This window comes from Aquimarina agarilytica ZC1 (assembly GCF_000255455.1).
GTDB classification, from domain to species: Bacteria; Bacteroidota; Bacteroidia; order Flavobacteriales; family Flavobacteriaceae; genus Aquimarina; species Aquimarina agarilytica.
Genome location: NZ_JH621247.1, coordinates 202,010 through 222,647, shown reverse-complemented (window position 1 = coordinate 222,647; position 20,638 = coordinate 202,010). Strand labels below are relative to the sequence as shown.

At 33.7% G+C, this 20,638-nt stretch carries 19 protein-coding genes; 6 read left to right on the top strand and 13 right to left on the bottom strand.

Going from position 1 to position 20,638, the window contains the following annotated elements; genetic code table 11:
• Window positions 1-2: 2 nt before the first annotated feature.
• From pruA to KQA_RS0201985, 5 genes are all read right to left on the bottom strand, one after another.
• A complete protein-coding gene (pruA, locus tag KQA_RS0202005; protein ID WP_010177545.1) occupies window positions 3-1,631 on the bottom strand; it encodes an L-glutamate gamma-semialdehyde dehydrogenase in 1,629 nt (542 codons plus the stop codon).
• 3 nt (window positions 1,632-1,634) lie between these two features.
• Window positions 1,635-2,888 (bottom strand): arginine deiminase family protein, encoded by a 1,254-nt coding sequence (locus tag KQA_RS0202000; RefSeq protein WP_010177543.1) that lies wholly within the window; start codon window positions 2,886-2,888, stop codon window positions 1,635-1,637.
• Window positions 2,889-2,912: 24 nt separating this feature from the next.
• Complete coding sequence (ctlX, locus tag KQA_RS0201995; protein ID WP_010177541.1) at window positions 2,913-3,911, bottom strand: citrulline utilization hydrolase CtlX; 999 nt, start codon at window positions 3,909-3,911, stop codon at window positions 2,913-2,915.
• The gene (gene rocD, locus KQA_RS0201990) at window positions 3,904-5,172 is read right to left on the bottom strand and encodes an ornithine--oxo-acid transaminase (RefSeq protein WP_010177539.1); all 1,269 of its coding nucleotides are present in this window, start codon (window positions 5,170-5,172) and stop codon (window positions 3,904-3,906) included. Before rocD ends, ctlX begins: the two co-directional genes overlap by 8 nt.
• An 84-nt stretch (window positions 5,173-5,256) precedes the next feature.
• Window positions 5,257-7,851 (bottom strand): TonB-dependent receptor, encoded by a 2,595-nt coding sequence (locus tag KQA_RS0201985; protein WP_010177537.1) that lies wholly within the window; start codon window positions 7,849-7,851, stop codon window positions 5,257-5,259.
• A gap of 155 nt (window positions 7,852-8,006) precedes the next feature.
• On the opposite strand from KQA_RS0201985, the gene KQA_RS0201980 reads away from it, so the two are divergent.
• From KQA_RS0201980 to KQA_RS0201960, 5 genes are all read left to right on the top strand, one after another.
• Entirely contained in the window at window positions 8,007-8,465 is a 459-nt protein-coding gene (locus tag KQA_RS0201980; RefSeq protein ID WP_010177534.1) for an Lrp/AsnC family transcriptional regulator, read from the top strand.
• A 174-nt stretch (window positions 8,466-8,639) separates the two neighbouring features.
• A complete protein-coding gene (locus tag KQA_RS0201975; protein ID WP_010177533.1) occupies window positions 8,640-9,503 on the top strand; it encodes a sigma-70 family RNA polymerase sigma factor in 864 nt (287 codons plus the stop codon).
• A 187-nt stretch (window positions 9,504-9,690) separates the two neighbouring features.
• A complete protein-coding gene (rpe, locus tag KQA_RS0201970) occupies window positions 9,691-10,350 on the top strand; it encodes a ribulose-phosphate 3-epimerase (RefSeq protein ID WP_010177530.1) in 660 nt (219 codons plus the stop codon).
• Between the two features lie 214 nt (window positions 10,351-10,564).
• Window positions 10,565-13,120: a sugar-binding domain-containing protein gene (locus KQA_RS0201965; RefSeq protein ID WP_010177529.1), complete on the top strand. Its 2,556-nt coding sequence runs from the start codon at window positions 10,565-10,567 to the stop codon at window positions 13,118-13,120.
• Between the two features lie 83 nt (window positions 13,121-13,203).
• Entirely contained in the window at window positions 13,204-14,397 is a 1,194-nt protein-coding gene (locus KQA_RS0201960; protein ID WP_010177527.1) for a glycoside hydrolase family 117 protein, read from the top strand.
• Between the two features lie 131 nt (window positions 14,398-14,528).
• Here KQA_RS0201960 and ftsY read toward each other — a convergent pair whose 3' ends face one another.
• The 8 genes from ftsY to KQA_RS0201920 all read right to left on the bottom strand — a co-directional run bounded on the left by ftsY (window position 14,529) and on the right by KQA_RS0201920 (window position 19,337).
• The gene (gene ftsY / locus KQA_RS0201955) at window positions 14,529-15,482 is read right to left on the bottom strand and encodes a signal recognition particle-docking protein FtsY (RefSeq protein WP_010177525.1); all 954 of its coding nucleotides are present in this window, start codon (window positions 15,480-15,482) and stop codon (window positions 14,529-14,531) included.
• Window positions 15,483-15,594: 112 nt separating this feature from the next.
• Entirely contained in the window at window positions 15,595-15,747 is a 153-nt protein-coding gene (locus KQA_RS19780; RefSeq protein ID WP_010177523.1) for a DUF4295 domain-containing protein, read from the bottom strand.
• A 7-nt stretch (window positions 15,748-15,754) separates the two neighbouring features.
• Window positions 15,755-15,937, bottom strand: a complete 183-nt coding sequence (gene rpmG, locus KQA_RS0201945) for a 50S ribosomal protein L33 (protein ID WP_010177521.1) — start codon at window positions 15,935-15,937, stop codon at window positions 15,755-15,757.
• Between the two features lie 27 nt (window positions 15,938-15,964).
• On the bottom strand, window positions 15,965-16,204 hold the full coding sequence (rpmB, locus tag KQA_RS0201940) for a 50S ribosomal protein L28 (RefSeq protein ID WP_010177519.1): 240 nt from the start codon (window positions 16,202-16,204) through the stop codon (window positions 15,965-15,967).
• A 136-nt stretch (window positions 16,205-16,340) separates the two neighbouring features.
• On the bottom strand, window positions 16,341-17,603 hold the full coding sequence (locus tag KQA_RS0201935; protein ID WP_010177517.1) for a competence/damage-inducible protein A: 1,263 nt from the start codon (window positions 17,601-17,603) through the stop codon (window positions 16,341-16,343).
• 6 nt (window positions 17,604-17,609) lie between these two features.
• Window positions 17,610-17,951, bottom strand: a complete 342-nt coding sequence (locus tag KQA_RS0201930) for an Hpt domain-containing protein (RefSeq protein WP_010177515.1) — start codon at window positions 17,949-17,951, stop codon at window positions 17,610-17,612.
• Window positions 17,952-18,563, bottom strand: coding sequence for a fumarylacetoacetate hydrolase family protein (locus KQA_RS0201925; protein ID WP_010177513.1), 612 nt, complete (start codon window positions 18,561-18,563; stop codon window positions 17,952-17,954).
• A gap of 6 nt (window positions 18,564-18,569) precedes the next feature.
• Window positions 18,570-19,337, bottom strand: coding sequence for a 3'-5' exonuclease (locus tag KQA_RS0201920; RefSeq protein ID WP_010177510.1), 768 nt, complete (start codon window positions 19,335-19,337; stop codon window positions 18,570-18,572).
• Between the two features lie 149 nt (window positions 19,338-19,486).
• Between KQA_RS0201920 and KQA_RS0201915 the strand changes: the two genes are divergently transcribed.
• Complete coding sequence (locus KQA_RS0201915; RefSeq protein ID WP_010177509.1) at window positions 19,487-20,101, top strand: glutaredoxin family protein; 615 nt, start codon at window positions 19,487-19,489, stop codon at window positions 20,099-20,101.
• The last annotated feature ends 537 nt before the right edge of the window (window positions 20,102-20,638 follow it).

The window sequence follows — 20,638 nt, the reverse complement described above, 5'->3', positions numbered from 1 at the left end:
TATTATTCTTCCAAAAATGGATAGCTATAATTTGTAGGAGGTACAAAATTTTCTTTTATAGTACGCGGAGAAACCCAACGTAATAAATTATAAATAGAACCTGCCTTATCATTAGTTCCTGAGCCTCTGGCTCCACCAAATGGCTGTTGCCCCACTACAGCTCCAGTAGGCTTGTCATTAATATAAAAATTACCTGCCGAATTACGGAGTATAGCTGTTGCTTTTGTGATCACAGAACGCTCTTGGGCAAAAATGGCTCCTGTTAATGCATATTCCGAGGTTTGATCTACTGTTTTTAAAACTTTTTCCCATTGTGTGTCTTCATACACATAAATACTTAAAATAGGTCCAAATAGCTCTTCCGTCATTGTTCTAAAATTGGGATTTTTAGCAACTATAATTGTTGGATCAACAAAGTAGCCAATATTATTATCATAGCCCCCTCCAAAAAGTATGGATGCATCATTTGAGGCTTTTACAAATTCAATAATTTCTACTAATTTTTTAAATGAAGCTTCATGAATTACTGCATTTATAAAATTTGAAACCTTACGTGGAGAACCTACCCTTATCGTTTTAAGTTCAGCTTCTAAAAAAACTTTCAATTCGGCCCACATTGACTTTGGAATATACGCCCTAGAAGCTGCTGAACATTTTTGCCCTTGATATTCAAATGCGCCTCGGATAAGAGCTGTTCCAACTATAGCTGCATCCGCCGATGGGTGCGCCCAGACAAAATCCTTCCCTCCTGTTTCCCCTACAATTTTTGGATACGTCTTATAATGATCTAAATTAAGTGCTATTTGCTTCCATAAGGTTTTAAACACTTTTGTAGAACCTGTAAAATGAAGCCCACTAAATTCTTTATGATTAAGTACACTGTCTGATATCATAACCGGGTCACCAGATACCATATTAATTACTCCTTTTGGTAAACCAGCTTCTATTAAAACTTCCATAATAATGTTAGCCGAATACATTTGGCTTTCCGAAGGCTTCCAAACACAAACATTTCCCATTAAAACGGGTGCCGCTGGCAAATTTCCCGCAATTGCGGTAAAATTAAATGGGGTAATGGCATATACAAAACCTTCCAAAGGGCGGTATTCGGTTCTATTCCATATTCCAACAGAAGAAATGGGTTGCGAACTATATATTTCTTCTAAAAACTTAGCATTAAAATTAAAGAAATCGATTAATTCACAAGCGCTATCAATTTCTGCTTGATATACATTTTTAGACTGACCAATCATGGTAGCGGCATTTATTTTATACCGATAGGGTCCCGAAATTAAAGCTGCAGCTTTTAAAAAAATTGCCGCTCTATCCTGCCAAGGCATTTGCTCCCAATCCGCCTTTGCTTTTAAACATGAATCAATGGCACTTTTAACATGACTAGGACTAGCTTTAACATAATCTCCTACCACATGATTAAAATCGTGTGGCGGCCTAATTGCCTCTTTATTTTCAGTAAAAATTGCTTCCCCATTAATGTACAGAGGAACCACAATTCGCCTTTTATACATTTCATCGTAAGCCTCAAATAATAATTTTCGCTCTAATGATCCTTTAGCATATGATTTTACTAATTCATTACTTGGTTCTGGAATGGTATAAAAAGCATTACTCATACATCATATTTTACGATTAATAACTTGGGTGGTACAATGTGCCGCACCCCAACCTTGTTTTAAATTTTCAAAATCGACCCACTCGACAGCTACATTATGAAGTGCCATTTTATTTTTATAATCTTCAGACTGCCCTTTTACAGCTATAATATTCCTTGGACTAATACATAAAAAATTTAAGCCATAATTTTTTTGATCTTCGTCAGAAATTACAATCACCTCTACTTTTAAATAATCTTCTAAATACTTTTTAAAAGGAATGGATACTTCCGTCAATTGATATGAAGCTGCACCTTTTACATAAATATCAACTAATAACTCTTGTTTAGTACCTGGTCCAGCGTTATAACGATTATGCGAAATAGCTACCAAATCCTTATCAATAATATTAAAATAAGTATCCAAATGCATTTGAGGTTGATAGTGATAGTTATCCTTTATCAGAGCTACTTGCTCTGTCCCAATCACATCGGCTTTCATTAAAATTTCAATAGCCAATCGATTACTTCTCATCCCTTCACCTATTAAGGCTATGTTATTTAACATAAAAAAATCTCCCCCTTCGATATGAGCACTTTTATTTACTTTAGAAAGGTCTAATAGCGGTTTAATTCCTATTTTTTTTAAACACATACATAAAATACGTGTTTCTATTTCTCGCTGAGGCGAATTCAAATTGGTCAATACAACTCCTTTACCTGTAGTAATAATTTGATCTCGGGAAAAATATAAGTTCATTACTGGATTTGCATTATAATCCGCTGTAACAAATGTATTTGTAAGTGTTCTTTTTAAAATTAAATTAGGTTGTAACAAAATAGTACGCACTAAGTCAACAGGATGCATTTTTTTAAACACCTTGTCTAAATAAATATGTTGTTCTACAATTTCATCATAACTTAAACCTGTTAAACTTGGTGTGTTTAAACGCACGCATGAACGGGCAAAATCTCTAAATTCCTCCAACTCTTTACCTTCAATAGGTTCACCTAACTCATCTACTACATTTTTCAATAAAGCTTCTTTAACAGTAAAAACTTCAATACCTCTGTTTTTTAGTAATTGCTGAAATTGCTTGTGTTCTTTAGCCGCTTTGGCTGCATTAAAATAAGAATCAAAAAGAGCCGCATGTGGATGCAATACACCATAATATAATTCACTAGAGGGTTCATGCATTATTACTGCTTGCGCCCTATTGAATTCGGCTTGCACACTATATTTTGGTTGAGAATCTATAAGTATTTTTGTTTCTTCCATTAATTGGATATTAGTATAAATTGTCTATTTCCCATGTAAGGGTTTTAAAAAAATTTCAGCGATCATACAACGCGCTCCTCCTCCTCCATAAGTTTCAATTACATCCAGATCAGCATGTATAATTTTAGCATAATTTTCCATTTCAATTAGTTGCACTTGGGTCAATGAATTAAATGCTTTAGAAGACATAACCAATAAAGATTCTTCATTTTTATTTTTAAGCTGTATCATATTTCCCGCAAACTGTTCCATTTGCGGAATGGATATGGGTATTATGGCTTTTCCTGTTTCTTTAAATAATGCTTCTAGCTTTTTACGGTCAACAACAGAAGCAATACTTTCCATGCAAATGATTACAAAATCTACTCCAACAGTCATCATCACATTTGTATGATAAATTGGCTGTCCTTTTTTATCTACTGCATCAAAAAGTATGGGAGTAAAATGTAAATCTTCACAAAATTTATTGAATAGATATTCATTTGTTCGAATAGATTTACAAGCATAGGCTATTTTATGAGTGCGATCAAAAACAATACTTCCTGTTCCTTCTAGAAACATTTTTTCTTTCTCGAAATGTTCAAATTCAAATTGCGCCTTTATGCTATATGCTAATTTTAAATCATCAATAATTTCTTTTCTCCGTTCATTTCTTCGTTTTAATGCAAACATTGGATAAGTAACCACAAAATCGGGATGATGAAAGCTTATCCAATTGTTAGGAAATACAGCATCTGGATTTACAGGAAATTGTGGATCCTGAATTACTTCTACATTTACATCATTCTTTTTGAGCATAGTTACAAAACGATCAAATTCCTGAACCGCTTTTGCAGCTATTTCTGCTGTGGAAATCTCGGTATTATTTATCTGAAATGCATTATTTTCAGCTGTTTCATCATTAAATCCAAAATTAGCAGGTCGCACCATCATTACGTTAGAAGTTAATGCAGGCCGTTGAGAAAAAACCTTTGTTCCTTCTGTGTTTACTTTATCCTGTACCATGCTATTTCCCTTATTCATGACAAGAAAATTTTTGTAATGATTTATTAATAATACACACACACTCATCTATTTGATCGTATGTAATAATCAATGGAGGTGCCAATCGAATTTTATTCCCGTGAGTCGGCTTGGCCAATAAACCATTGTCTCGAAATTCTAAACAGATTTGCCAAGCCAATTCTGACTGCTCCGAAGAATCTATTTCAATAGCATTTAACAAGCCTTTACCTCTTACCGAAATAATTAACGGGTATTTATCTTTTAACATCTCTAATTTATCACGTAAATAAGCTCCTTTTTCTTTTGCTTGTATTGTCAGTTTTTCTTCAATAATCACATCCAAAGCAGCTCTTGAAACTACACAAGCTAAAGGATTCCCTCCGTATGTGGAACCGTGTTCCCCAGGTTGTATACAAAGCATTACTTCATTATTTGCTAAAACTGCCGAAACTGGATACACTCCACCTGACAAGGCTTTTCCTAAAATTACAATATCTGGTTTAATTTCTTTTGTAAGATTACACCTATCGGTACATTTGCAATCACCACATGAAGCCAACAAGTTTCCTGTTCTTGCTATTCCTGTTTGAATTTCATCTGCTATATACAATACATTATACTCCGTACAAAGTGCTCTTACTCTTTTTAAATAAGTAGCATCTGGTAAAATCACACCTGCTTCTCCTTGGATAGGTTCCACTATAAATCCCACTATATTTTTATTTGTACTCAAACAGACTTCCAAAGCCTCAATATCATTGTAGGGAACTATGCTAATCCCTTCCATATAAGGTCCAAAACCATTTTTACTTACTGGATCCTGCGAAGCAGAAATAATTGACAATGTTCTCCCGTGAAAATTACCGGTTACAAATACTAATGTTGCCTTATTTTGCGCTACTCCTTTTTTCTGATACCCCCATTTCCTCGCCAGCTTCATAGCAGTTTCGACTGCTTCGGCTCCGGAATTCATTAATAAGACTTTATCATAACCAAACATTTTTGATATAAACTCCTCAAAAGGCCCTAGTTGATCATTAAAAAAAGCTCGAGAAGTTAAGGTTAACTTATTCGCCTGACTAGTAAGTGCTTCTATTATTTTAGGATGACAATGCCCCTGATTTACTGCAGAATAAGCAGAAAGAAAATCATAATATCTTTTATCATCAACATCATAAACATAAACTCCTTCTCCTTTTTTGAGCACCACTGGAAGTGGATGATAGTTATGTGCACCATACATTTCCTCTTGGTCTATAAACGTTTTTTCTAAATTCATTTGTTTATGGTATTTAAAACGAGTTTGACTATTCCAATTTACAAATACAGAATTGCCTTCTTTATATTTTTTTACTAAAAAAAACTAAAAACTATAACTTAAACGTGTATAGTAAAATGCGCCACCGAATCCTTGTTGCACGGCATCATAAATTCCAAAGCTTTCGGTTCCATTGGGATCTTGTTCATCTGGATATTGATTAAACACATTATTAGATCCTATAGTAATCTTTATATTGTCTGTAATGCTATAAGCAACACTTATATCTGTAGTTGATGTACTGCCGTAAGTATTTTTTAAGCTTGAATCATCATTACTTACAAAAGGTCCTACATTACCAAAAAATGTGGTTACTATATTGGCACTGTATTTAGAGTATGCGTAATCAACACCTAAGCTAATTTTATATTCTGGAGACGAAAATTTTAAAAATGCTTGCTCCCCTTCACCAAAAAATGTATCAATATTCGCTTCAGATATATCACCGGTATTAATTTCTGTTATGTTAAGCTTGTTTAAATTCCCTATAAGGTTAGCCCCTAATTTATGTTCATCAAAGCGGGTAGTATAGGTAAATACGAAATCCAAACCTAAGACTTCGGTATCCACCCCATTTGCAAAAAAGCGTGCTGCAGCTACTCCTAAATTCGGATTTAACCCACTGGACTCATTAAAACTACCTGTTAATACAATACGATCATCTACTTTAGTGTAGTAACCATCTATAGAAGCAGAAAAACCATTTCCAGAATAACTAAAACCAACACTGGCACTTTTAGCTTTTTCCTCCTTTAATTTACCAATTCCAAATGATTGGGTTACAGGACTAGCATTTTGAGAAAGTAGTGTTTCGGTTAACTCGCCTGCTTCAAAATCACTAAACTTTAAATTATAAAATAATTGAACTAACGAAGGTGCTCTAAAACCAGTACTTAAAGAGCCTCGCATATTTAAATTTGGAATTAGCTTTAATCTTGAAGATAATTTTCCGGTAAATGTTGACCCAAAATCACTGTAATGTTCAAACCTTCCTGCCAAAGCAATTAAAAAATTGTCATTTACATCAAGTTCTCCATCAATATAAGCAGAAAGATTTGTTCTAAATTGATCTACTTCATTTGCTGGGCTATAACCCGGAAAACCTTGCGAACCGCCTGGTCTACTTTGTGCTGCGGTTGGTCTATCTTCAACTGGGGTGGCAGATGATAAAGGAACCCCTTTTAAATCATATTGGGTGTATGATGCCTCTTCGCCTGTAAAAATGTTAAAGTTTTCAATTCTATATTCACCGCCAAAGGCAATATTAAGCCCAGATAATACATCAAAATTTCTGGTCAAATCTATTCCTGTTGTATTTTGACTTAAACTATGTCCTCCCGCATCAAATTCTGTTGGTGAAGCTTCCAATAATGACGCATTTAAACTTCCTTTGATAAAATAATGAAACTCATTAATACCATAAGTAGTATTAAAATCTACATCCCAGTCTCTAAATTTAGACTTAATTCCTGCAGATATAGAACGATCTCTAATTATAGAACTAATTCGAGGTGTAAATCCATTTGGATAAATTGTTGTTACATTTCTATTATCATTAGCACCTCGATCAAACGCAAAAGCATCTGTATCTTTTATACTTGCTCCTCCAAAAGCATAAAATGTTGACAGGTCATTTATGGGAATTTCCGAATTAAAAAAACCATGAAAAGCATCAATACTTGCTTCTCCAAATTTTGATCTAAAATCGGCACCAGGTCTAAATGTTTTTTCCTTTTTTAAAAACTCACCAGTTACATTAACATAGCCTCCTTTTTCATTTAAAGCTACCCCATAGTTTGCTGTTGCTTTATACGTATTTCCATCTAATCCTTCTTTAGCTGGTATACCAAAGCCTCCGTTATCATTTACATCACTAGCTCCATAAAAAACTTCGCCTGTTAACTTATTTACACTTGTTTTTAATACAATATTAATTACCCCAGCAATAGCATCAGATCCATATTGAGCAGATGCCCCATCTCGTAAAACTTCAATTCTTTTTATTGAAGAAGCAGGAATAGCGTTTAAATCTGTCCCCGTGTTACCCCGACCTCGGGTTCCAAATAAATTAACTAATGAAGATTGATGCCTACGTTTACCATTAATTAAGACCAATGTTTGATCTGGTCCTAACCCCCTTAGTGTTGCTGGTGTTATATGATCTGCACCATCTGCTCCAGATTGCTTTTGAGCATTAAAGGAAGGCGCTGCAAATTGCAATAATTCCGTAATTTCAACTTTCCCAGTTTTAGAAGTCACCTCGGCTATATCAATAATATCAACGGCAACAGGACTATCAACCACAGTACGCTTGGGACTCCTACTCCCCACTAAAACAATTTCTTTTAGTGAATTATCTGGATTCAGTGTTATTTGAAAAGAAGTTTGTGTTGTTATTTCGATTTCTTGTGATTCAAATCCAACATAACTAATTACAATTGTAGCTCCTTTATTAACTTCCAACTTAAAGTTCCCATTAAAATCAGTTGTCGTACCATTGGTTGTTCCTTTTTCTATAATATCAGCATTGGGAAGAAAATTCCCTATATTGTCTGTAACCGACCCTGTAACTTCAATTTGGCCAAGCATTCCAAATGTGGACAATAACAACAATCCTAATAAAAAGTTAATTTTAATCATAAAAATACCTTAAAAGTTAAATTTTAAATTTATTAAGCAATTTATGATTTAAAATAATTTTTAAGACACTTGAAAAAGTAAATTTAACAATTAATTAAATTTATATTAATTTGAAAAAAATTTCATCGCTAATTTTAAAATTCTTAGTTTTCAGCATGGAAAATTTTGAACTTGACAACTACGACAGAAGCATCATAAAAGAATTAGAGTTGGACGGAAGAAAAGCCTACTCTGCAATTGCTCAAAAACTAGATATTTCTAACACAATGGTCAACCAACGTGTCAATAAAATGATCGAAAACGGGATATTGACAGGCATTGGCCCTATAATTAATGAAAAAAAGGCGGGTTATGATTGGGGGGCGTTTACAGGGCTTACCCTAAAAAAAGATCATGACAGTGAAAAGATTATAAAAAAACTAAAGGAAATTCCTGAAATAACTGAATGTTACTTTGTGACGGGATCTTTTACACTTTTTGTACGCATCAATGCAAAATCTCATGAGCACATGCGCGAAATTTTATACAATAAATTAGATCATATAAAAGGAATTCAAAAAACTGATTCTATAGTTGATTTAGGTTGTGCGTTCAAGCGGAATATTACTTTATAGAAAAAACTATATATCACTACCTAATTATCTCAAATCTAATTCCATAAACCAACATAAAACAGCTACTAACTACTAAGATTATCAAAAACTTAAAAAAAATTTAATTTTTTTGTAACATTAATCTCTCAATTTACGTAATAGACTGTACATAACCATTTAAACACAAGTGCGTAGATGAGACAACTAAAGATTACCAAGCAGGTTACCAATAGAGAAACAGCATCATTAGATAAGTATTTACAAGAAATTGGAAAGGTAGATCTAATTACTGCTGATGAAGAAGTGGAATTAGCACAACGAATTAAAGCAGGTGATGAACGTGCTTTGGACAAGTTGACTAAAGCTAACTTACGTTTCGTAGTATCGGTTGCCAAGCAATATCAAAATCAAGGACTTACGTTACCTGATTTAATTAACGAAGGTAATCTTGGACTTATTAAAGCTGCTAAACGTTTTGATGAAACTCGTGGTTTTAAATTTATCTCTTATGCTGTATGGTGGATTCGTCAATCTATTTTGCAAGCCTTAGCAGAACAATCACGTATTGTACGTTTACCATTGAACAAAATTGGTTCTATTAACAAGATCAATAAAACATATGCTTTTTTAGAGCAGTCTCATGAACGCCCTCCAAGTGCTGAGGAAATTGCAAACGAGCTAGATATGACTATTAGTGATGTAAAAGAGTCTATGAAAAACTCTGGTCGTCACGTATCCATGGATGCTCCTTTAGTTGAAGGTGAGGATTCTAACCTATACGATGTTTTACGTTCTGGAGAATCACCAAATCCTGACCGTGAATTAATGCACGAATCATTACGCACGGAAATTGAACGTGCTTTGGAAACATTAACTCCACGTGAAGCTGATGTGATTCGTTTATATTTCGGCCTTGGAAATCAACACCCAATGACATTAGAGGAAATTGGAGAAACTTTTGACCTTACTCGTGAGCGTGTTCGTCAAATTAAGGAAAAAGCAATTCGTCGCTTAAAGCACACTTCAAGAAGTAAAATTTTGAAAACTTATTTAGGATAAATTCCTTAAAAATTTATATTTAATTAGACTGTCTGCAATTGTAGACAGTCTTTTTTTTCGCTTAAGCGAAGAATTTAATACTTTTGAAAGTCTGGCGTATTGATCAACTATAAAATTAAAAATATAGTACAAAACACTATATTCTTTCTTAATTTAACTTAAACCAACGCTATTAACTATAAAAACTATGGGAATTACAAAAATTGCACCTTCCGTACTTGCAGCTGACTTTGCAAACTTACAACGCGATATTGAAATGATTAATAACAGTCAAGCCGATTGGTTTCATATTGATATTATGGATGGTGTTTTTGTACCTAATATTTCATTTGGAATGCCTGTTTTAAAAGCTATTCAAAAACACGCCACTAAACCATTAGATGTACATTTAATGATTGTTGATCCCGATCGTTATATTAAAACTTTTGTTGAATTAGGCGCCGAAATCATTACCGTGCATTACGAAGCTTGTACGCATTTACACCGTACACTTCAATTAATTAAATCATATGGAGTAAAAGCAGGAATTGCCCTTAATCCGCACACTAATATTGAATTATTAAAAAACGTACTTACCGAAACTGATCTGGTTTGTTTAATGAGTGTAAATCCTGGTTTTGGTGGACAATCGTTTATTGAAAACACCTATTCAAAAATTACAGCATTACGTCAAATGGCAACCGAACAACAAACCGATTTACTTATTGAAATCGACGGAGGTGTTTCCAATAAAAATGCCAATCAACTTATTGATGCTGGTGCAAACGTATTGGTCGCGGGGAGCTATATTTTTGGAGCTAGCAATCCTGTTGAAACCGTAAAAAATTTAAAAGAGCAACTCTTATAACAAAACAAAACCATAGTAAAAAATTATCACTTTTACCCATTTATACCTAAAGCCAATCTATTTGTGCTATAATGTACCACATATGTAGATTTACAAATAGGGAGATAGCTTTTCACTGGTAAAATAAGTACTTTTGATCAGGTATGATTTCATAGCAAACAACTACTACAACGATATAATTAATAAAATTTCACTCATAGAATATTGAACGAAAATGAAGCTATTTTTCCTTATTTCATCACTGGCACTTTTTTTTATATCGTGCAACCAACCAAAGTCCCAAGACACAGTTACTCCAAAAATCACTGATTTTAATTTTGGTTGGAAATTTTATTTAGACAAAGGCACTACAGATGCAAGTAGCGAAAACTTTGACGACTCCAAATGGAATGCCGTGCTATTACCTCATGATTGGGTTATTGAAGAATCCATTGATACTACAAACGCATCCAATCAATTATACATGGGATCGGGCTATCGAAAAGGGGAAGGCATTGGTTGGTACCGAAAATCATTTGCTTCTCCTTCAAAAGATAAAAAAGTGTACATTTTATTTGATGGAGTGTATAATAATTCTGAAGTTTTTTTAAATGGAAAATCATTAGGCATTCATCCCTATGGGTATTCTCCATTTTATTTTGATATATCGAACAAATTAAAAACCGATGCTACTCAAAATATCCTAGCTGTTAAAGTTGATCATCGCACTTATGCCGATAGTCGTTGGTATTCTGGAGCAGGTATTTACCGTAATGTTTCCTTAATAACTACGAATAAATTACATATTCCTGTTTGGGGAACTTTTATTACAACACCTAAAGTAAGTAAAGAGAGTGCTGACGTTTCTATTAAAACAACACTTAAAAACAACACTCAAGCAACTCAAAATTTTACACTCAAAACAGTAATCATTGACCCTACTACGGACAATATTATAACTTCTAGCGCAAGCGAACAAACAGTTGAAACTAATACAACTATTGAAGCCACTCATATTTTAAACATTACGTCTCCTAAATTATGGGATATTAAGCATCCCAACTTGTACAAAATTGAAACCACAATTACTCAAAATGACAAAATAATAGACCGTGATCAATCTAGTTTTGGAGTAAGAAGTATTCGTTTTGACTCAAATACTGGATTTTTCCTTAACGGAGAAAACCACAAAATAAAAGGAGTCTGTCTGCACCATGATGGTGGTCTTGTGGGAGCGGCTGTACCCAAAGGAGTTTGGAAACGCAGGCTTTTAAAATTAAAGGAAGGAGGCGTAAATGCCATTCGAATTTCGCATAATCCAGCCTCTAACGAATTTTTAGACTTATGTGACGAAATGGGATTTTTGGTACAAGATGAATTTTTTGATGAATGGGATTATCCTAAAGACAAACGTTTTAATCAAAAAGAAAAGAAAGCACTCCCAGAAACGGAAGGCTATCCACGCTTTTTTCAAGAATGGGCTGAAAAGGATTTAAAAAACACTATTCTAAGTCATCGCAATCATCCATCGATTTTCCAATGGAGTATTGGGAATGAAATCGAATGGACCTACCCTAGAAATGCTGCTGCGACTGGATTTTTTAATAACATGAATTGGGATGGAAATTATTTTTGGTCCGAACCTCCTTACGCTCCCGAAGAAATTAAAAAACAATTAGAAACACTTCCTAAAGGAAAGTATGATATTGCCACTACTGCCCAAAAATTATCTAAATGGACAAAAGAATTGGACAAAACACGTCCAGTAACGGCGAACTGCATCCTACCCTCGGCAAGTCATTTGTCGGGTTATGCTGATGCCCTTGATGTTGTAGGTTACAGTTACCGAAGGGTATTGTATGATTATGGTCATAAAAACTACCCTAACAAACCAATTATGGGTACCGAAAACTTAGCACAATGGCATGAATGGAAATCCATAATGGAACGCCCTCATATTTCGGGTACTTTCCTATGGACTGGAATAGATTATCAAGGTGAAATTAGAGAACCTTGGCCTACTGTAGTACAACCTTCGGGCTTATTAGACATTGCAGGTTTTGAAGGTGGCTCGTTTGGTATGATGCGCTCTTTATGGAACAATAAGCCAAATATGTTTGTGACTACACAACACATTGAAAAATCCTTATACAAATTAGACAACAAAGGTAAAATCATTGCAAAAGACCCCGAAGCTTGGAAACATGCTTTGTGGCAATGGCACCCTATTAATAGACATTGGAATTACGAAAATGGAAAAATGATTGCCGTTGAATCTTATTCTAACTGTACCGAAATAGAACTATTTTTAAACGGAAAATCATTTGGTAAAAAATTCTTAATAGACAATGATGACCACATATACAAATGGGCCGTTCCATTTAATGCTGGTACTATTAAATTAGTCGGGATAAAAGATGGAAAAACAATCACAGAAAATATAACTACCGCTGGAGCGCCTACTAAAATTAAATTAAGCGTTGACAATTCACAGCTTACTAACAACAACTACGATGTATCGCACATTGTAGCTCAATTAGTAGATAAGGATGGTAATCCTGTTAAAACTGAAGAACAAAAAATCACATTTAATGTACCTGCATCACTTCGTGTTTTAGGTGTTGATAATGGTGACAAACAAAACAACCAAGATTTTAATTCCAACAGCCTCACAACAAGTAAAGGAAGAGCTTTACTAATTGTACAATCCACCGAAACTATCACCGAAGCTACAATCAACGCTACGTCAAATACACTTAAATCTAACGAAATATTAATAAAAGTTAATTAATCAAAATCTTAGACCAAAATTAAAATTTTTGCTAATATTGCTATAGCTACTTATGTGGCGTGATAATAAGTAAAGTAAAGAAAATGAGCACACAAAAAGAGACTAATCTTAGAGAAGAATATCAATTAACGGATGAAATAATTGACAAATTTGGGATTACCAATCCAGATAAGTTAAGTGCTGCTACTAAGCGAGCTTTAAAATGGCCAAGAGACCTTGGTAAAGATTGGTTTTTTGAATATGAAGTTTATGATTTAAAAGGAGACCTTGCTTACGAGGAAGGTGTTGTTCGAAGAGATCCTAGTGCCTTAATAAAGGTTGACGGATTATATTATGTATGGTACACCCGTAGTACTGGTCCTAGCCAAGGATTTGGTGGTGATATCGAAAATGATAAAGTATTTCCTTGGGATCGTTGTGATATTTGGTACGCTACTTCGGAAGATGGTATTACATGGAAAGAACAAGGTCCTGCGGTTGAAAGAGGTCCTAAAGGAGCTTATGATGACCGATCTGTTTTTACTGTTGAAATTATGGTACACGAAGGGGTTTACTACTTAAGTTACCAAACCGTAAAATCACCTTACACGGTTCGTGTAAAAAATCAAATTGGTTTAGCTTGGTCCAATTCACCTAATGGACCGTGGACTAAAAGTGAAGAGCCTATTTTAAGTCCTGCCGACAATGGAGTTTGGGAAGGAACAGAACAAAATAGATTTAGAGTAGAGAAAAAAGGTGATTTTGACAGCCATAAGGTACACGACCCTTGTATTATTCCATTTAATGGGAAGTTTTACTTATACTACAAAGGAGAACAAATGGGTGAAGAAATTACATTTGGTGGACGTCAAATTCGCCATGGCGTAGCCATTGCCGATAATCCAAAAGGACCTTATATTAAATCTGAATATAATCCCATTTCAAATAGTGGACATGAAATTTGCGTATGGCCATATAACAATGGTGTTGCCGCATTAATCACTACCGATGGCCCTGAAAAAAACACCGTACAATGGTCACCCGATGGAATTAACTTTGATATTAAATCTGTTATTAAAGGTGCGCCACATGCTATTGGATTAAACAGAACCTTAGATAGTGAAAAAGGACCCGTAGAAATTCTACAATGGGGGGTTACTCACAAATACATGAATTATGATTATCAATACATCCGAGGATTTAAAACTTGGACCATTGAAAACCATACCGCCCCTGGTGAAGCTACAAAAGATGGTACTACATCCAATGAAGGATCTGTAATTACTGATAAATTCTAAGAAGCGACACATCACAATCATAGAAAAAAAAAGACCAAACTTATAAAAGTTATGGTCTTTTTTTTTATGATCCATTCTTTCTATATGCTTCATAAAAGATCCAAGCGGAACTCTTATCAATATTTCTTCTCCTATTTAAAAAATGAATCTACGAATTCAAATTTATTAAATACCTGTAGATCATCAATCCCTTCACCTACTCCAATATATTTTACGGGAATTTGGAATTGATCACTAATTCCGATCACCACACCACCTTTAGCGGTACCATCCAGTTTTGTAATTGCCAGACTACTCACCTCGGTAGCTGCTGTAAACTGCTTCGCTTGTTCAAAAGCATTCTGCCCTGTGGAACCATCTAAAACTAACAAAACATCATGTGGAGCATCGGGAATTACTTTTTTCATTACATTTTTTACTTTCGTAAGCTCATTCATCAAATTAATCTTGTTATGCAGACGTCCTGCTGTATCAATAATAATTACATCAGCATTTTGTGCTACACCCGATTTTAACGAATCAAAAGCTACCGATGCGGGATCACTCCCCATACTCTGCTTTACAATAGGCACATCCACTCTATCTGCCCATACTTGTAGCTGATCAATAGCAGCTGCTCTAAACGTATCTGCTGCACCTAAAACAACGCTCAAACCTTGTTTTTTAAATTGGTTCGCCAACTTTCCTATAGTAGTTGTTTTACCTGCTCCGTTTACACCAACCACCATTAACACATAAGGTTTTTTATCCTTAGGAATAACAAATTCTTCCGCTTCGCCTAAATTAGTTTCAGATAAAAGTCCTGCAATTTCTTCTCTAAGAATTTGATCCAATTCTGCAGTTCCTAAATATTTATCCTTAGCTACACGCGCTTCAATGCGATCAATTATTTTCACTGTAGTTTTAATCCCTACATCACTACTCACCAAAACTTCTTCTAAATTATCTAAAACCTCATCATCTACTTTTGATTTTCCGGCTACTGCTTTACCTAGTTTAGAAAAAAAGCTAGTTTTAGATTTTTCCAGTCCTTTATCAAGACTCTCTTTTTTATCTTTTGAAAAAATTTTCTTAAAAAACCCCATAATTTATATGCTGTATAGTTTGAGTGGTTATATAACAAAGATAACAACTTAGCCATAACCAAAAAAAGCCATTCTGCAAATGAAGAATGGCTTTTTATCTATTTTGAAAATACTATTTCTTGTTGAAAAAATCTTTCGTTGCGTCTGGCGCCATGATAGATTCTACAAAAGTATATGATCCTGACTTAGGAGATTTCACCATTTTGATGGCTTTAGTTAATCTCTTTGAACCTGTCTGTAATGTTGCTACTGATTTCTTTGCCATAACTTAATTATTTAATCTCTTTATGAACAGTCATGCGCTTTAAAATAGGATTGAATTTTTTGATTTCAATTCTATCTGGCGTATTTTTTTTGTTCTTTGTTGTTATATATCTTGACGTTCCTGGTTGCCCGGTTGCTTTATGCTCCGTACATTCCAAAATTACTTGAATTCTGTTTCCTTTTTTTGCCATGGTGCTTTATTTAACCCTATTAAGGAATTATTTTTTATAAATACCTTTCTCTACAGACTCCTTAATAGCAGCCGAGATTCCGATCTTGTTAATTGTTTTTAACGCTGCAGTTGACACCTTAAGTGTTACCCAACTATTCTCTTCAGGAATAAAGAAACGCTTTTTGATTAAATTTGCATTAAATCTACGTTTAGTTTTATTCATTGCGTGAGAAACATTGTTTCCCACCATTGCTTTCTTTCCGGTAAGCTCACAAACTCTTGACATGGTTGTATCTTTTGTATTATTTCAAAACAGGGTGCAAATTAACGAATTTTTTACCTTTCAAACAAACTGTTTTTTAAAATAAATTAGTTTTTTTTTATTTAATTACTTTTTAGATAACATTACTTAAAAAACAGCACTATTCTGCAGTACCTAAAACTGCTAAAATTTGCTCCTGAAGTAACTCTAATGACTTATTAACTGCCTTACCTATGGTACGCTCTCGGTGGTTACTAAACACAAATTGTTCAGAAACTACGCCTTTCGGCGAGGCAATTGCAATACAAACTGTCCCCACTTCGGCATCACTATCTCCTTTGGTTGGCCCAGCATTACCTGTGGTAGCTATCGCAAAATCTGATTGAAACAGTTTTAACGATTGCTCGGCCATTGATGCTGCCACTTGGGTACTCACTACCGAATGCGCTTCAATTAAAGCTTTGGGTACACCTAAAATAGTTGTTTTTAAAGCCGTATCATAAGGCACTAAACCTCCTTTAAAATACGCTGAAGCTCCTCCTATTTTAGTAAAACCTCTAGCGATCTTACCTCCCGTACAACTTTCTGCCAAAGCTAATGTAAAATTATGAGTAGTAAGCAAATTAGCTATAACATGTTCTAAACTTTCATTCTCATCAAAACCAACGATAATATCTCCAATTAAATCTTTTAATTGCTCAACAGCTTTAGCTATTCCTAGTTTCAATTGTTTCTCATTGTCTCCACGGGCACTTAAACGTAATCGTACACGACCTAAGCTTGGCAAATAAGCCAATTTAATATAAGTAGGTAGGTTATTTTCAAAATCTTCTATCCGTTCCGCAACCCTACTCTCCCCCATACCATAAGTTAATATTGTTTTATGGAGTATGTAAGGACGATTAAATCGTTCTTGCAAACGGGGTATCAATTGATCTTTTACGATCGCCTTCATTTCAAAAGGTACTCCCGGCATGGATACAAAAACAGTATTTTTATCAACCAACCACATTCCAGGAGCTGTTCCAAATTCATTAGTAAGCACTTCTGCTTTACTTGGAACCAAGGCTTGCTTTTTATTTACTTCCGAAATCGGAGATTTAATATACTTATCAAATAAACCTTTAACATGCTCAAGAACATCTTTATTTTCAATTAAAGTATCATTAAAAAACTCACAAAAAGTATGTTTTGTAATATCATCCTTAGTTGGGCCTAATCCTCCGGTAACCAAAACTAAATCTACTCGTGATTGTGCTTCGGCGAGTGCTTTTAAAATATGCTCACGATCATCCCGTATGGAACTAATCTGATGTACATCTACTCCTATTTTATTGAGTTCAGTCGCAATAAAAACGGAATTGGTATCCACAATTTGACCAATGAGTATTTCATCACCAATCGTTATAATTTCTGCTAGCATTTGATGTTACTTATTAAGTAATTCCCTAAGCGAAACAATCGCTTTTTCGGCTTTTTCTTCCACAACAAGTAATGCCACCTTAGCTTCATCAAAAGTTATTTCTTCATTAGCCCAAGATTCAATACGTTTTATATGATCAATAACATCAATGCCAAACAATTGAAAATTAGGTTTCATTTTATGCGCATATTGATAAGCTACTTTAGCATCATTAACAGCCACAGCATCGGACATATTTTTTAAATCCTCTGGTATCTCCTCTAAAAAAGTTTGCAATAAAATTTCCACAAAACTTTCATCCCCACCTGCCAATTCTTTAACCTTTTCCAGGTCATACGATATACTCATCTATTTAACTTTTATGTGAAACATTTCTTCTTCTTCCAAATAACCCTTTAATTGATCATTTACTGCCACCGGACTAACCCCTGCTGGGGTTCCTGTGAAAATTATATCTCCTATTTTTAATGTAAAATATTTTGAAACATAGGCAATCAACTCATCCACCGAATATAACATTAATTTAGTAAATCCATCCTGAACAACTACATCGTTTTTGTAAAGTTTAAAATTTACATTCGATATATCCGGGAATTTTGATTTCGAAACCCATTTACCAAGCACTGTAGCCCCATCAAAAGCTTTGGAACATTCCCATGGTAAACCTTTAGCTCTAAGTTCATTTTGAACATCTCGTGCCGTAAAATCTATTCCAACACTAACCTCATCATAATATTTATGTGCAAACTTTGGATTTATATGCTTTCCTATTCTATTTATTTTAATTATAAATTCGATTTCATGATGCACATCATTACTAAAATCGGGCATAAAAAATGGTTGTTTTTTTAACAATACCGAAGTATCTGGCTTTAAAAAAACTACAGGATCACTTGGCTTTTCATTTTTCAACTCCTCAATATGTGCCGCATAATTACGACCTATACAAATTATTTTCATAAACAATTAAGCATTAAACTTACGTAAACGAATGGCTGTTAAAATCTTTTTTGTATACAATGGAAAATCTGCATTTTGGATCCATCCAAAATAACCAGGCTCTTTATCCAACACTTCCTCAACTAATTTCCCTTTATGCTTTCCAAAGGTAAACACCTCTTGTTCTTTTTCATTAAAGGCTATAAAACCAGCAAAATCTGCTGTTTTTCTTCGTGTACTAAATTCAGATAAAAACTCCATATCATTTTCCAAATCTGGATATTTATCTAATTGAGAACAAAGTACCTCATAGGTTGCCGTAGTATCGGCTTCGGCGCTATGCGCATTTGTTAAATCCTTATCACAATAAAATTTATACGCAGCAACAAGTGTACGCTGTTCCATTTTATGAAAAATATTTTGCACATCAACAGCCACGTTATTTGACATATCAAAATCCATATCAGCTCTAAGCATTTCTTCTGCTAATAGTGGAATATCAAATTTATTTGAATTATACCCCCCTAAATCACAACCCTTAATCATATCACTTATTACTTTTGCTAGTTGCTTAAAAGTAGGCTCGTTTGCTACTTTTTCATTAGTCACACCATGAACAGCCGTAGTTTCCGTCGGTATTGGCATTTCTGGATTCACTAACCAGGTTTTACTTTCTTTATTTCCGTTAGGGAAAACTTTAAGAATTGATATTTCTACAATTCTATCTTTAGATATATTAACACCCGTAGTTTCTAAATCAAAAAAACAAATGGGGCGACTCAACTTTAATTCCATAAATAAATTTAAAAAGTAAAGTTACTAATAAACCTAATCAAAGCCTAATCGTGATCATTACTAAGAAACTATGATAAAAAAATAATTAAAAGCAATTTCAATAACAGTTTTAAAAATAGTAAATTTATTGATAATCAAATATATAAACTATGATTAAAAACCTATTTTTAACCATTTCAATCCTATTCTTTTTAAACACGTACAGCCAAAAAAATGGAGTTAATATTATTGAAGAAGTCGGAAAAAAACGCACATTAATTTTTGCAAAGAACACTACCAATAAACCAAGAAGTGTGTTTTTTAAAGTACATGCTAATGGCTATCGCAGAAGCGGAGATAGACCCGTTATTAAACAACTGCCTCCCAATTCCAAAACACTTTTAATTACATTAATTCCACTAGTTGATGTTCCTTCAAGATATACCTATACTTTTGTAGCTAACAAAACACTTGAAAACATTCAACTAAAAGGAAAAGAGGAAAGCGAAGCAGATGTTGCCGAATTAATGAAACAAGAAATTGTTGTTTTTACAAATAGCTCCTGCAGCAAATGTGACAATTTAAAAAAGCAACTCAATAACAAACACATTAAATATCGAGAAATTGATATTGATTTACGAGAACGATTTTATAAATATACTTGGAAATTACTCGAAAAAAAAGGTTACAGAACAGACACCCTTAAACTCCCTTTAGCCTCCGTAAAAGGCAAAATTTTCCATCCAATTAATAGCATAGCTACTTTTTTAAATGAAATTGAGTAATACAAAAAATATCAATCTCAAAAAATAGGCTGTTTAATGACACAAAACTCAAATTGTAAGAAAAAAACAAATTACTTATTATAATTAAAAATCCTATTAAAAACCAATCAAGTAACCCCCTCTTTATCAGATCTAATTATTATATTTTTAACAATTTAGACAAAAAACAAACCAAGCTCAAAAAATTGAACTAGCCCATTCAACTAAAAAAAGACAATCATTAACGACACAAACTCTCCTGTTTGCGAAGAAAAATCACCCAAAAACTCAAATTTAACAAACATTAAGCTTTATAAAAATGTTGAAAAAAAAATTAAAATAGTTGTAAGGTTTTCAAAAAGACAAAACACATCTTCTCTATTAAACATTACATCATAAGAAATTGACTACATGTTATTTAGTTTAATTCTTAAAATACTTGATACATCCTTTTTTTATATTCATTTAAAGATTTTTTACTAAAATTTATCAGCTCAATACTAATTCTGATAAAAGCCTTAAAAACCAAATTAACAGTTTAGCACAGCCAATAAAATT